The sequence below is a fragment of the Streptomyces sp. NBC_01460 genome, assembly GCF_036227405.1.
Lineage (GTDB): Bacteria > Actinomycetota > Actinomycetes > Streptomycetales > Streptomycetaceae > Streptomyces.
Map to the genome: position 1 here is coordinate 4,477,300 of NZ_CP109473.1, position 12,818 is coordinate 4,490,117.

A 12,818-nucleotide genomic window follows, 5' to 3' on the forward strand; every position below is an offset into this window, starting at 1 on the left:
GCCGCGCCGCTCCGGGGGCGTCCGGATCATCGTGCGGTGCATGCAGACTGTAACCCTCCCGGCACGGCTTTCCCCCGGAATTGCGCGCCCGGCGTGACGGTCAGTGCGGCGCGGCGGGCTCGATGTTCTGGTTTGCGTGGAAGAGGTTGTGCGGGTCGTAGGCCTCCTTGACCTCCGCGAGCCGGTCGTAGTGGCCCCGGTAGGTGGCCCGGACCCGGTCCTGGGACTCGCCCGTGCCGAGGAAGTTCACGTAGCCGCCGCCCATCGAGTGCGGGTGCAGTGCCTCCCAGTAGGCGACGGCCCACTCCCGGAGCGCCTCGGCGTTGGCCGGGTCGGGGTCGATGCCCGCGATGACGCCCGACCAGACCGCGTCGCGGTAGGCCCAGGCGGTGTCGTCGGGTCCGACCCGCCCCGCGGCCCCGTCGACCGGGTACAGGTGCATGGTCGACAGCCCGGTGGGGAGCCTCTCGGCGAAGGAGGCGTGCACGTCCACAGCGTCGTCCGTGACGCGGTCGAAGAAGTCTCCGCGCCAGTACCACTGGAGGCCGGCGGGCATCAGCGCGTCGAACATGGACTGCTGGGCCGGGTAGGGCATCGGCGCCGTGAAGTGGAACGCGGGCGGCCCCGGTTCGTTCACCGCGGCGAGGGTCGCGTCCAGGGAGTCGGGGTCTCCCGTCGAGGACCAGATGACGCCGCACATCTTCTCCCCGTGGATCTCCTCGGGGAAGGGCGGTCCCGGGGGCACGGTGAGCGAGGCGAAGAATCCGTACAGGTCGTCCGGCGCCTGCGGCAGGAACGCGCGGTACCAGCGCAGTACGTCCTTGAAGCGGTCCAGCGGCCACACGGTGATGGCGACCCCCACCGTGTCCACGGGGTGCAGCTCGAAGTCGAAGGACGTGACGACGCCGAAGTTCCCGCCGCCGCCGCGCAGCGCCCAGAAGAGGTCGGGGTGCTCGCTCGGGTTCGTGGAGACGAAGCTGCCGTCCGCCAGGACCACGTCGGCGGAGACCAGGTTGTCCGCCGTCAGGCCGTACTTGCGGGTGAGGTAGCCGTGACCGCCGCCGAGGGCGAGCCCGCCGATGCCCGTCGTGGACATGATGCCCGCAGGGGTGGCGAGGCCGAAGGCGTGGGTGGCGTGGTCGAAGTCGCCCAGCGTCGCCCCTCCGTCGGCCTGGGCGGTCTGGATGGCGGGGTCGACCCGCACCCCGCGCATGGGCGAGAGGTCGATCGTGACGGCGTCGTCGGCGAGGCCGAGGCCGGGACCGCTGTGCCCGCCGCCCCGGACGGCCACGTCCAGGCCGTGCTCGCGGACGAAGTCGACGGCCGCCATGACGTCCGCCGTGTCGTGGCACCTGACCACGGCGGCGGGCTTCTTGTCGATCATGGCGTTGTAGACCGTGCGGGCCTGCCCGTACGCGGGGTCGTCCGGACCGATGACGGGGCCCCGCAGCGAGGTCCGCATCGTCTCGAGGAGGGTGCCGTCCATGATCGTCTCCTAGCGCGGATGCGCCCGGCCTCCCCTGGCTCCATCACATCGGGTGAGGCGGTTGGGCCGACGCCGGCACCTGTGGATGCCGCGCAGACGGGACCGAACACCGAAAGGCTTGCCCCTCCAGCCTCCCGCCGCTCCGGACACCTCGCAATCGCGGGGCGCGGTGCCCCGTCCCGGCTGCTCCGGGACGGGGTACGGCGTGGGGTCAGCCCTGCCGAACGGCCGGGGCGTCGGCCTCCGGGGCCAGGGGGACGGACTCCGAGGGAACGGGCTCCGCCCGCTTCCCGCGCAGATGCACCATGAGCCCGATGAAGCCTGCGGCGAATCCGCTGAACAGGCCCGATATCCCGTGGTTGAGCGCGTTGACCGAGGCGCTCTCCGGCACACCGATGACCAGGTAGTTGACGGCCGCGCTGATCACCGCACCGAAGACGGCGCCGATCACGCCGCTGACGAGGGACACGCGCAGGGGTGACGGCGCGGCCGAGGGGTACGGGGCAGGTCTGTGCGGTGTGGACATGGTGGGAGGCCCTCCAGCAGGCGATACGCAAGATCGGGGGGTGCGGCAACACCCTTGCCTACGCCACTCCGCCTGGCAACATCCCCGTATACAGGCCGTGTTGGCGTACCGCGTGGAGGCCGGCAGGATCCCGGCCCGGGAGTGGGTGCGAAAAGTGGTCGGAGCACCGTCCCGGATGGCGTAGAGTTGCAATCACAACGACGCGGGGTGGAGCAGCTCGGTAGCTCGCTGGGCTCATAACCCAGAGGTCGCAGGTTCAAATCCTGTCCCCGCTACTGAAAGACAGAGGCCCGGATTCTTTCGAGAATCCGGGCCTCTGTCGTATGCCGTCACCCGGCCGCCGGTCCCGGGCTTGACCTTGACGCCGCGTAAAGATCTAGCGTTTCCGTCATGGAGTGGTCCATCCAGGAAATCGCCCGGCGCGCCGGCACCACGAGCCGCACGCTCCGGCACTACGGAGACGTCGGTCTCCTGGCACCGAGCCGCACGGGTGCCAACGGTTACCGCTATTACGGCCAGGAGGCTCTGGTCCGGCTCCAGCGCATCCTGCTGCTGCGGGAGCTGGGGCTCTCCCTGCCCGCGATCAAGGACGTGCTGGAAGGGCAGCGGGACACCTCCGCCGCGCTCCGGACCCATCTGCGCCTGCTGGAGCAGGAGCGGGAGCGCATCGGCCGGCAGATCGCCTCGGTGCGGACCACTCTCCACCGGACCGAACAAGGGGAGGAACTCATGGCGGAGGACGTGCTCGACGGCTTCGATCACACGGAGTACGAGCAGGAGGTCACGGAGCGCTGGGGCAGGGAGGCGTACGAGCGCGGCGGCCGGTGGTGGCGCGGACTGACCGAGGACGAGCGCGCCCGCTTCCAGGGCGTGCACGAGGTCATCGCCCGGGACTACGGGGAGGCCAGGGCCGCCGGCCTGGCGGCGGACAGCGAGCAGGTGCAGGACATCGCGCGGCGGCACTGCGAGTGGCTGTCGGCGACCACGGAGCCCACGCGCGCGTACGTGACCGGCCTCGGGGAGATGTACGTCGCCGATCCCCGCTTCGGGAGGAACTACGATCGCCACGGAGACGGAACCGCCGTCTTCGTACGGGATGCACTGACGATCTACGCGCAGCGCCGGCTCTCCGACTGACCTCCGGAGGACGGGGCTCCGGCGTGCTCCTCCCTTTGGCCGATGACGAGTCGCCGCTCGGCGCGGCTCCGGCCAGCCTGGGTGGGGCGCGGTACCGTCCGCAGCCGTGGGTGGACCGGGCAGGGGTGTTGCACAGGTGGGGAAGCGGGACGGACGCCGACGGGGCGTTCCCGGGAGCGCCCGCTCCCAGCGGTTCGTGCGTGCGTTGCCCGCCCTGATGATCTGTGCCGGGGTGGCCTTCGACCTCGCCACGCCGCCCGAGGTCACCGCTGTCCCGCTCTTCGCCGCCGCGGCGCTCGTCGCCGCCCCGTTCTTCTCGCTGAGCAGCACCGTCCGCATCGGGATCGCCGCGGTCCTGGTCGTGCTCGCCATCCGGCTCTCGGACGGCGTGCTCCTCAGGGTCACGCCGGTCACCGACCTGCTCACGCTGATCACCGTCGTGGCCCTGTCCCTCGTGATCAACCGCGTCGTGCACCGCGGCAACGAGCAGCTCGCCTCGGCGAGGGTCATCGCCGAGACGGCGATGCGTGCGGTGCTCCCGGTGCCGGACGCCCGGATCGGCGGGCTGCACATCGCGGCGCGGTACGAGGCGGCCCAGGCGGACGAGTTCGTCGGCGGCGACCTCTTCGCCGTCGCGGACACGCCGTTCGGGGTCCGGCTGGTGGTCGGGGACGTGCGGGGCAAGGGGCTGGACGCCGTCGCGGCCGTGGCCGTGGTGATCGGGGCGTTCCGGGAGGCCGCCGAGCAGGAGCTGTCGCTGGAGGGCGTGGTCCAGCGACTGGAGCGGGCGCTGGCCCGTGAGGGCTCGCGGCGGGGCGGGCTCGACTCCATGGAGGGGTTCGTCACCGCGGTCCTCGCGGAGATCCCGGCCGGTTCGGACACCCTGCGGGTCGTCAACCGCGGCCATCCTGAGCCGCTGGTGCTGCACGCGGACGGGGCGCTCGACGTGCTGGCCCCGACCGTGCCCGCCCTGCCGCTCGGGATGGGGCTGGACGTGTGGCCCGACCGGTCGGACGAGTGGGCGCTGCCGGCCGGGGCGACCTTCCTGGCGTTCACCGACGGCCTCTCCGAGGCGCGCGACGCGCAGGGTGTCTTCTACGACCCGGCGGCCCGGCTGCGCGGCCGGCTCTTCCCGGGGCCCGAGGAGCTGCTGTCGGCGCTCACCGACGACGTACGGCTGCACACCGGTGGCCGGTCGACGGACGACATGGCGCTGCTCGCCGTCGGCCGGCCTTCGCACGGGCAGCAGGAGCGACGGACGACGGTGAAGATCGTGGGGCGGGACAGTGAATGACCGGTCGCGACTTTCGGTAGTCGAAGGACCGCGCTCCGCATAACATATGACGCACCATCAGAAACTGCTGGCTGGATGAGTGGTGCTCAACTCGCCCGTTTGCGCCCGTTTGACCCCTGAAAGTCCAGGCCGGAGGCGTGAACGATCTGTGGGAACAGCTTGGAATCGGACCCGGGTGTCTATTAACGTTCGATAACGCAGCGCGGTTGTACCCGCCGTCGCAAGAGACGGCACCGTGCGCAGCGCCGAATTCCGCAAGGGAACCGGGGAACCACCTACATGGGGTGAATCGGGCACCTGTGTCTCGCGAGAGACGAAGGGGCCCGTAGGAGACCTTCCTGCTCCGAACCCGTCAGCTAACCCGGTAGGCGAGAAGGAAGGAAAGGAGAGCGCCCACGTGGCGTCCAATCAGCCTGCCCCCGAGGCCCCGTCATCCTTCAGGACCGGAGGCTTCGGTGATGAGGACAGGACGTGGGAGGAATGGAACCCCACCGAGGAGTCCATCCGCCCCGTACGCGGCCGTCATCGCGTAGCCAAGCAGCGCGGTCTCGCCCGTAGCTCCACCGTCCTCGGCGTCGGCGTCATCGCGGCCGTCGGTGCGGGCGGCATGGCCACCGCGCAGAGCAAGCCGCCGGTCTCCATCTCTCTTCCCGATTCCATCGCGGACAACCTTCCCGACGCCAAGTCCCTTCCCGGCGTCGGTGCCTTCATGTCCGGCGACTCCGACGCGGAGCACGAGACGGCCGCCGCGTCCTCCCCGCTCACCACGGCCGGCATCACCGCCGCCGAGGCCCAGCAGGGCACCACCGACGCGGGCGAGGCCCTGCGCGCCCGCATCCTCCAGCAGGCCGAGCAGCAGTCGGCGGGAGCCGAGGCCGAGGCCAGGGCCGCCCAGGAGCAGGCGGCGGCCGAAGCGGCCGCGACCCAGGCCGCCAAGCAGCAGAGCGCCGCCGAGGCCGAGGCCGCCGCGGAGAAGAAGGCCGAGGAGGAAGCGGCGAAGAAGAAGGCCGAGGCCGAGCGCCTCGCCAAGCTCGCCGCCAGCTACGCCGTCCCGACCTCCTCGTACACGATCACCTCGACCTTCGGGCAGTCCGGCTCGATGTGGTCCTCCGGCTACCACACCGGACTGGACTTCGCGGCTCCCACCGGCACGCCGGTCAAGGCCGTGCACAGCGGCACGGTGAAGTCGGCGGGCTGGTCCGGTTCGTACGGCTACCGCACGGTCCTTGAGCTCGACGACGGCACGGAGGTCTGGTACTGCCACCAGTCCTCGATGGACGTCACCGCCGGACAGAAGGTCACCACCGGCGAGACCATCGGCCGCGTCGGCGCCACCGGCAACGTGACCGGCCCGCACCTCCACCTGGAGATCCACACCGCGGACGGCTCGGGTGTGGACCCGATGAGCTGGCTGCGCGGCAAGGGCCTCACGATCTGATCCCCGGCGCCGCTCCTCGGCGCACCGGAACCCCGGCGGCCCTGACGCACGACCCCCCGACGTCAGGGCCGTCGGTCTGCCCGGGTCCGCCCGGCGTCGCCTGTCACGGGGGCGCCGGGCCCACCCGGGCCGCGCGGGGTGCGGGCCGCGAATCGGAATAGGTGCCTCCGTCAGCTGGTTGTACCCGGGTATGACTTCTCTGCGCCCGCTCGGTTCCTCCGGCCTTCAGGTCTTCCCCCTCGCCCTCGGCGGCAACGTCTTCGGCTGGACGGCCGACGAGGACACGACCTTCGCCGTCCTCGACGCGTATGTGGCGGCGGGCGGCAACTTCCTCGACACCGCCGACTCCTACTCCGCCTGGATCCCAGGCAACGAGGGCGGTGAGTCGGAGACCCTCATCGGGAAGTGGCTCAGGGCCCGCTCCCGCCGTGACGACGTCGTCATCGCCACCAAGGTCGGCGCCCACCCGGCGTACAAGGGGCTCTCGCCCACCACGATCAAGGAGGCGGCCGAGGCGTCCCTGCGCAGGCTCGGCACCGACCACATCGACCTCTACTACACGCACTTCGACGACGAGAGCGTCCCCGTCGAGGAGATCATCACCGCCCTCGACCAGCTGGTGAAGGCCGGCACGGTGCGGGAGATCGCCGCCTCCAACATCAGCCCCGCGCGGCTGCGGGCCTCCCTGGACTTCTCCGAGCGCGAGGGCCTGGCCCGATACGTGGCACTGCAGCCGCACTACAACCTCGTCTCGCGCGACACCTACGAGGGCGCGCTCCAGGACACGGCGGCCGGTGCCGGTCTTGCCGCCGTCCCGTACTTCGCGCTCGCCTCCGGCTTCCTCACCGGCAAGTACCGGCCGGGAGCCTCCGTCGAGAGCGCGCGGGCCGAAGGCGCGGGCAAGCACCTGGAGACCGAGCGCGGACGCACGGTCCTCGCGGCGCTCGACAGGATCGCCCAGGAGCACGACGCGGAGATCGCCACGGTCGCCCTGGCCTGGCTGGCCTCCCGGCCGACCGTGGCCGCCCCCATCGCCTCCGCCCGTACGGTCGAGCAACTGCCCGCGCTGGTGGCGGTGGCCGGTCTCCGGCTGACCGAGGCGGAGCTGGCGGAACTGACCTCGGCGTCGGCCTGACCTGACGGGGCGGGAGCCCGGCGAGCGCGCCGGGCCCACCGCCGAGGGTGAGTTGGCGGGATCTCCGCCCAGGGTGCGTGCGCGGGGTTCCCCCGGGAGTGAGTGCGCCGGGTCCACTGCCGGACGGCCGGGTTCTCCGACCGGTCCGGAGGCGGCCTAGCGATCCTCCAGGTACGGGTTGTGGCCGCCGTAGTGACGGTGCGGCGCGGGGAGCTGCTGCGGAGGCCCGTTGCCGTAAGGGACCTGACGGGGGAACGGCGGCGGCCCGGGCGGCCGGTGAGCCCGCCGCAGCCGGCCCGTCGCGTGCGCGGCGTACGTCAGGGCCGGGCCCGCGATGTCCCTGCGGTGCCAGAGATGGTGCAGCAACTCCTGCTCGCGGACGGCGAAGTCCCGGCCGGCCCCGTCGTGGCGGGCCCTGCGGCGCAGCATGGCCAGCGACGTCGCGAACGACTCGTACTCCGCGACGGCGCGTGCCGCGGCCCGGCCCCGCGCGGGGTCCGGGTGACTGTTCCAGTGCCTGGCCATGTCGCGGGCCACGCCCCGCGCCCGCATGGAGGCCAGCGCGAGGGGCTCGGCCGGGGTCAGCCAGCCGGCCGCCGCGTAGACCGGCAGCTCGGTGGAGAGTGTGCGCAGCTCCCGCTGGCGCGACCAGATCGCCAGCCAGGTCACCAGTCCCAGGGACGGCATCATGAACGCGCCGTACACCAGGTAGAAGCCGTACGGCCCGAAGGACGACGAGCCGTTCCACAGGGCGTGCATGCCCATGGCGAGGCCGAGGCCGACCGGCGGCAGGACGACCCGGCGCACCCGGTGACGTGCGCCGCCGAGTGCCGCGATGCCGAAGCCGATACCGGAGAGCACCGTGAACAAGGGGTGCGCGAACGGCGACATCACCACGCGGACGAAGAACGTCCCCACCGTCACGGAGGCGAAGCCGGTGGTCCCGAGCTGCTGGTCCTCGCCGAAGGCGTTGCCCAGGTAGAGGATGTTCTCGGTGAAGGCGAAGCCGGTCGCCGTGAAGCCGGCGACCACGATGCCGTCGACGATCCCGCCGAACTGCCGTCTGCGGAACAGGAAGATCAGCAGGACCGCGACGGCCTTGGCGCTCTCCTCGACCACCGGGGCGACCACCGTCGCCCCGAGGGTGTCGGCGCCCGCCGGATCCGCGGTGGCCGTCGCTATCCACTGGGTCGCGAAGGAGTTGGCGATGATCGCCACGAGCGCGGCGGCGCACGCGCCCCAGGCGAAGGCGAAGAGCAGATTCCGCCACGGCCCCGGTTCGACCCGGTCGAGCCAGCGGAACGCCGCCATCAGCAGCGGCACGGGCAGGACGGCCAGCCCCAGTCCCACCAGGAAGCCCTCGGTGCCCGTCTGTCGGCGCACCAGGGCCAGGATCACCAGCCCGCAGAGCGCGAGCATCGTGATCACCGCACCGGCGCGGAACGCCTTGCTGCGCCAGACCATGCCGACGCGGCGGGGCCGGTAACGCCACTGGCCTCGCTCCGGGACGGCGCCCAGGAACTCGTCGAGCTGCTGCTCCTCGAGAACCGGGACGGCCGGCTGCTGATGCTGCACGGACCCCTCGGACACCTCACGACCCTAACGAGGGGGACCGACAACTCGCCACGGGGTGGTGGCCGGAGAGCCGGACGGTGGCTGATCAGCGACGGGTGAACAGCACGTCGTGCACGACGTGGCCCTTGTCCAGGCCCTGGCCCTCGAAGCGGGTCAGCGGCCGGAACGCGGGCCGGGGCGCGTAGCCGCCGTCCGCCTGGGTGTTCTCGAACAGGGGGTGCGCCGTCAGGACGTCCAGCATCTGCTCGGCGTACGGCTCCCAGTCCGTCGCGCAGTGGAGGACCGCGCCCGGCTTCAGCGGCTTCGCCACGAGGTCGAGGAAGTCCGGCTGGATCAGCCGCCGCTTGTGGTGCCGCTTCTTGGGCCAGGGGTCGGGGAAGTACACCCGGAGGCCGTCCAGCACGGCCGGCTCCAGCATCTCGCGGAGCAGGATGATGGCGTCACCGTTGGCGACGCGGACGTTGGACAGCCCCGCGCGTTCGGCGAGGCCCAGCAGATTGCCCTGGCCGGGCGTGTGCACGTCGACGGCCAGAATGCCGGTGGCCGGGTCGTCGGCCGCCATCTGCGCCGTGGCCTCGCCCATGCCGAAGCCGATCTCCAGGACCACCGGGAGGCCGTCGAAGAGCGTCGGGAGGTCGAGGACGCCGAGGCCGTCGATGTCCATGCCCCACGTGGGCCAGAGGCGCTGGAGGGCGTCCTCCTGGCCGACGGTCACCCGGCTGCGGCGCGGCTGGAAACTGCGGATCCGGCGCTCGTGGTGCGAGCCCGCCGGGTCGGCGGCCGGACCACCGGGGAAGCGGGGCTCCTGGCGCAGCCTGCGCTGGCGCTCGAAGGAGGCGGCGCGGCGCGCCGCCGCGTCCGCGTCCGTCTCCGGGGTGGCGCCGGGCGCGGTCTCCGGGAGGACGGCGTCCGTCTCCGGGGCGGGGCCGGGCGTCTCTGGGGTGGGGTTCACAGGCTCAGACACAATGACCCGATTCTACGGCGGGTGGTGTCCATCCCGTCGCGCGTGCCCGCAGCAGGGCCCGCCGCGCCACCTCCCTCCCGATGGGCAGCGACGCGGTCGCCGCGGGCGACGGGGCGTTCAGCACGTGGACGGTGTGCGGCGCGTCCCGGATCAGGAAGTCGTCCACCAGCGTGCCGTCCCGGAGGACGGCCTGGGCCCTGACGCCGGCCGGTGACGGCCGCAGGTCCGCCTCCGTCACCTCCGGCAGCAGTCGCCGGACGGCCCGGGTGAACGCGCTCTTCGACAGCGATCTGTGCACCTCGCCCGCCCCGTACCGCCAGTGCCGCCGGGCGATCCGCCAGGAGCCGGGCCAGGCCAGGGTGGCGGCCAGCTCACGCGGGTGGACGACCGTCCGGCCGTACCCCTCGCGGGCGAGGGCGGGCACGGCGTTCGGCCCGACGTGGACCGTGCCGTCGACGCCCCGGGTCAGATGGACACCGAGGAACGGGAACGCCGGGTCCGGCACCGGGTAGACGAGCCCGCGCACCAGCTCCGGCCTCGTCAGCTCGTAGTACTCCCCACGGAACGGCACGATGCGCGCCCCCGGGTCGTCGCCCGCGAGCCGCGCCACCCGGTCGCTGTGCAGCCCCGCGCAGTTGACCAGCACACGGGCCCGGACGACCTGGCCGTCGGCCGTGCGCACGGCGACACCCCAGGGGCGCCGGTCGACGGCTACGACCTCCGCGCCGTAACGGATCCGGCCGCCCGCCGCGTCGACCTCGGCGGCGAGACGGGCGGCCACCGCCGCGAAGTCGCACACCCCCGTCGTCCCGACCCGGATCGCGGCGAGGCCGCGGACCCGGGGTTCGTACTCCGAGATCTGGGCGGGACCGAGCTCCCGGACGGGCAGGCCGTGTGCCCGGCCGCGCTGCACCAGGGCGTGCAGCCGGGGCAGCTCACCGCTGGCGGTCGCCACGATCAGCTTGCCCGTCACCGCGTGGGCGATCCCGTGCTCCGTACAGAAGTCGACCAGCTCGGCGGCGCCGCGCACGGCGTAACGCGCCTTGAGCGAGCCCGGCGCGTAGTAGATGCCGCTGTGGATCACCCCGCTGTTCCGCCCGGTCTGATGGCGGGCGGGGCCCCACTCCTTCTCCAGCACCGCGACCCGGGTGCCGGGCGCGGTGCGCGTGATCGCGTACGCGGTCGACAGACCGACGATCCCGCCACCGACCACCAGCACGTCGCAGTCGTACGCCGCGTGCGTCATCATCACGCCACCTCCCACCCCGATAGTGCACTGACCCACTGACAACGGGCTCAAACCAGGGTCCGGGCGTGCGTGGCGGGACGTCCGTCCCCCGGACCGGGCGATACCGGGGCGTACCGGAGGCGCCGGGCCGGGGCGTGCCCGGAGGTGTCAGGCCGGGGCGACGAGAAGCGGTCGGGCCCGTTCCCGGAGTTCGGCGACGCGGGGCTCGTCCCCGTAGGGCTCCAGGCGGTGCAGCAGGTCGCGCACGTATTCGGTGGTGCGCGCCGAGGAGATGCGTCCCGCCACCTCCACCGCACGCGTCCCGGCCGCGCAGGCCGCGTCGAGGTTGCCCGACTCCAGCTCGGCGACCGCCGAGACGACGAGCCGCAGCCCGTGGGAGCGGACGAACTCGTCGGTGGGTTTCGACAGGGCCTGCTCGGTGAAGCGCCGCACCTGGCGGGGCGCCTTGAGGTCCCGGTAGCACTCGGCGGCGTCGGCGGCGAACCGGTCGTACGAGTAGAAGCCGAGCCAGGCGGGGTCGGCGTCGCCGGCCCGGGAGCGCTCCAGCCAGCTCTCGGCGGCCCGGAGCGCGGCCCCCGCGGCGGGTGCGTCGCCGGCTTTCGCGTGGGCTCGCGCCTCCACCAGCCGGAAGAAGCTCATCGTGCGTGCGGTGGCGAGCCCGCGATTGCGTTCGACCGCGGCCTGCGCGAGGTCCACCCCCTCGTCGGCGAAGCCCCGGTAGGTCGCCTGCAGGGACATCGACGCCAGGACGTATCCGCCCAGCGGTACGTCGGCGGCGGCCCGGGCGAGGCGCAGCGCCTGGATGTAGTAGCGCTGGGCGGCCTCCTGCTGGCCGGTGTCGAAGGCCATCCAGCCGGCGAGCCTGGTCAGCTCGGCGGAGGCCCCGAAGAGCGCCCGGCCGACCTCGTCGCTGTACGAGCCCAGGAGGAGCGGAGCGGCGTCGACCCGTAAGCACTCCGGGACCATGGAGGAGCGCCAGTCGCCGCCGCCGTACTTGGAGTCCCAGCGGCGCGCGTCCTGGGCGGCCTCGCGCAGTTTCGTCACGTCGCTGTGTCCGACGCGCAGCAGCGGTCCGTCGGCAGGGCCCACGCCCGGGGTGTCCGGGCCCGGCTGGACGGGGATCGCGCCCTGTGCCCCGGGTGCGCCCTCCGTGCCGAGGATCGACGCCCGGGCGGCGAGGGGGTCCCGCGCGACCGACGGATCGGCGGGGGTTATGAGCCAGCGGGACGCGGGGGTCGCATAGGCGCTCACCGCGAAGGAACCCGCCAGCGACTGCCAGATCCCACCGCCGCCACGGCGGCCCGCGAGATCCAGCCGGTACAGATCCGTCGCCGACCGCACGGCCTCCCCGATGTCACGGGGGAAGGCGAGACCCACCTCCGGCGCCGGATCGGCGTCGGCGAGCCCGATCTCGTGCAGCGGGACGGGACGGCCGAGTTTGGCCCCTATCGCCGCCGCGATGAGATGGGGCGCGGCACCCTGCGGCACCATGCCCTTGGCGACCCACCGGGCCACCGACGTCTTGTCGTAACGAAGTGTCAGACCGCGCTGCGCTCCGAGGTCGTTGACCCGCCGGGCGAGCCCGGCGTTGCTGATTCCCGCGAGGGCGAGAACTGTGCCGAGCTTCTCGTTCGGCCCGCGTTGCTCCCTGGACATGCGCCACCCCTCGACACGCAGACGGCCGCCGCGTCACTGTGCGGCGCGCGGCATTCGTACCGTGTTCTCCCCAGGTCCGGCCCCGGGCACTCCGGCCGCACACGCATTTGGCCGAGCCCCGTGGAATATGCCGCCCTGCTGAGAACAGCGGTAAACCCAGCGTAGTTCGCCGCATCCCCACCGTTAAGGGGCAGACCTCCGTATGGCGGGAAAGTTGTCCGCGCGGAGCGGGGCGTGGGAGCCGTGCTCCGCGTGTGTGGCCGTGCGCCCGGCCGTGCGCTCTGGTCCGGCACGTGCGCAAGCGCTTCGATGGGTCCTGCGTGGGTCGGCCCGCCGCACTGGACACGGCGGGCTGGGG

10 protein-coding genes, 1 tRNA gene and 1 riboswitch are annotated in these 12,818 nt (G+C 72.7%); of the genes, 5 read left to right on the forward strand and 6 right to left on the reverse strand.

Annotation, left to right across the window (positions count from 1 at the left end; genetic code table 11):
* Window positions 1–100: 100 nt before the first annotated feature.
* Both OG488_RS20000 and OG488_RS20005 read right to left on the reverse strand, forming a co-directional pair.
* Window positions 101–1,486, reverse strand: coding sequence for an FAD-binding oxidoreductase (locus OG488_RS20000; protein ID WP_329231077.1), 1,386 nt, complete (start codon window positions 1,484–1,486; stop codon window positions 101–103).
* A 211-nt stretch (window positions 1,487–1,697) separates the two neighbouring features.
* Window positions 1,698–2,012 carry a hypothetical protein gene (locus OG488_RS20005; RefSeq protein WP_329231078.1) on the reverse strand — a complete coding sequence of 105 codons (315 nt, stop codon included), beginning with the start codon at window positions 2,010–2,012 and terminating at the stop codon, window positions 1,698–1,700.
* Window positions 2,013–2,213: 201 nt separating this feature from the next.
* Between OG488_RS20005 and OG488_RS20010 the strand changes: the two genes are divergently transcribed.
* The 5 genes from OG488_RS20010 (at window position 2,214) to OG488_RS20030 (ending at window position 7,016) form a co-directional block, all read left to right on the forward strand.
* Window positions 2,214–2,287, forward strand: a tRNA-Met gene (locus tag OG488_RS20010).
* A 115-nt stretch (window positions 2,288–2,402) separates the two neighbouring features.
* The gene (locus OG488_RS20015) at window positions 2,403–3,149 is read left to right on the forward strand and encodes a MerR family transcriptional regulator (protein ID WP_329231079.1); all 747 of its coding nucleotides are present in this window, start codon (window positions 2,403–2,405) and stop codon (window positions 3,147–3,149) included.
* A 106-nt stretch (window positions 3,150–3,255) separates the two neighbouring features.
* Window positions 3,256–4,443, forward strand: a complete 1,188-nt coding sequence (locus OG488_RS20020) for a PP2C family protein-serine/threonine phosphatase (protein WP_406463569.1) — start codon at window positions 3,256–3,258, stop codon at window positions 4,441–4,443.
* A gap of 233 nt (window positions 4,444–4,676) precedes the next feature.
* A riboswitch (cyclic di-AMP (ydaO/yuaA leader) is annotated at window positions 4,677–4,829 on the forward strand.
* Window positions 4,830–4,840: 11 nt separating this feature from the next.
* Window positions 4,841–5,881 (forward strand): M23 family metallopeptidase, encoded by a 1,041-nt coding sequence (locus tag OG488_RS20025; protein WP_329231082.1) that lies wholly within the window; start codon window positions 4,841–4,843, stop codon window positions 5,879–5,881.
* 190 nt (window positions 5,882–6,071) lie between these two features.
* Complete coding sequence (locus OG488_RS20030) at window positions 6,072–7,016, forward strand: aldo/keto reductase (RefSeq protein WP_329231083.1); 945 nt, start codon at window positions 6,072–6,074, stop codon at window positions 7,014–7,016.
* Between the two features lie 156 nt (window positions 7,017–7,172).
* Here OG488_RS20030 and OG488_RS20035 read toward each other — a convergent pair whose 3' ends face one another.
* From OG488_RS20035 to OG488_RS20050, 4 genes are all read right to left on the reverse strand, one after another.
* Entirely contained in the window at window positions 7,173–8,606 is a 1,434-nt protein-coding gene (locus OG488_RS20035; RefSeq protein ID WP_329231084.1) for a PrsW family intramembrane metalloprotease, read from the reverse strand.
* A 70-nt stretch (window positions 8,607–8,676) separates the two neighbouring features.
* The gene (gene trmB, locus OG488_RS20040) at window positions 8,677–9,555 is read right to left on the reverse strand and encodes a tRNA (guanosine(46)-N7)-methyltransferase TrmB (protein ID WP_329231086.1); all 879 of its coding nucleotides are present in this window, start codon (window positions 9,553–9,555) and stop codon (window positions 8,677–8,679) included.
* Window positions 9,548–10,804 (reverse strand): L-2-hydroxyglutarate oxidase, encoded by a 1,257-nt coding sequence (lhgO, locus tag OG488_RS20045; RefSeq protein ID WP_329231088.1) that lies wholly within the window; start codon window positions 10,802–10,804, stop codon window positions 9,548–9,550. Before lhgO ends, trmB begins: the two co-directional genes overlap by 8 nt.
* Window positions 10,805–10,951: 147 nt before the next feature.
* Window positions 10,952–12,460 carry a sporulation protein gene (locus OG488_RS20050; protein ID WP_329231089.1) on the reverse strand — a complete coding sequence of 503 codons (1,509 nt, stop codon included), beginning with the start codon at window positions 12,458–12,460 and terminating at the stop codon, window positions 10,952–10,954.
* Between the last annotated feature and the right edge of the window lie 358 nt (window positions 12,461–12,818).

Excerpts from the sequence above, each read along its gene's own strand:
- OG488_RS20000 (WP_329231077.1), bottom strand. The coding sequence starts at position 1,486 with ATGGACGGCACCCTCCTCGAGACGATGCGGACCTCGCTGCGGGGCCCC.
- OG488_RS20005 (WP_329231078.1), bottom strand. The coding sequence starts at position 2,012 with ATGTCCACACCGCACAGACCTGCCCCGTACCCCTCGGCCGCGCCGTCA.
- OG488_RS20015 (WP_329231079.1), top strand. The coding sequence starts at position 2,403 with ATGGAGTGGTCCATCCAGGAAATCGCCCGGCGCGCCGGCACCACGAGC.
- OG488_RS20030 (WP_329231083.1), top strand. The coding sequence starts at position 6,072 with ATGACTTCTCTGCGCCCGCTCGGTTCCTCCGGCCTTCAGGTCTTCCCC.
- lhgO (WP_329231088.1), bottom strand. The coding sequence starts at position 10,804 with ATGATGACGCACGCGGCGTACGACTGCGACGTGCTGGTGGTCGGTGGC.
- OG488_RS20050 (WP_329231089.1), bottom strand. The coding sequence starts at position 12,460 with ATGTCCAGGGAGCAACGCGGGCCGAACGAGAAGCTCGGCACAGTTCTC.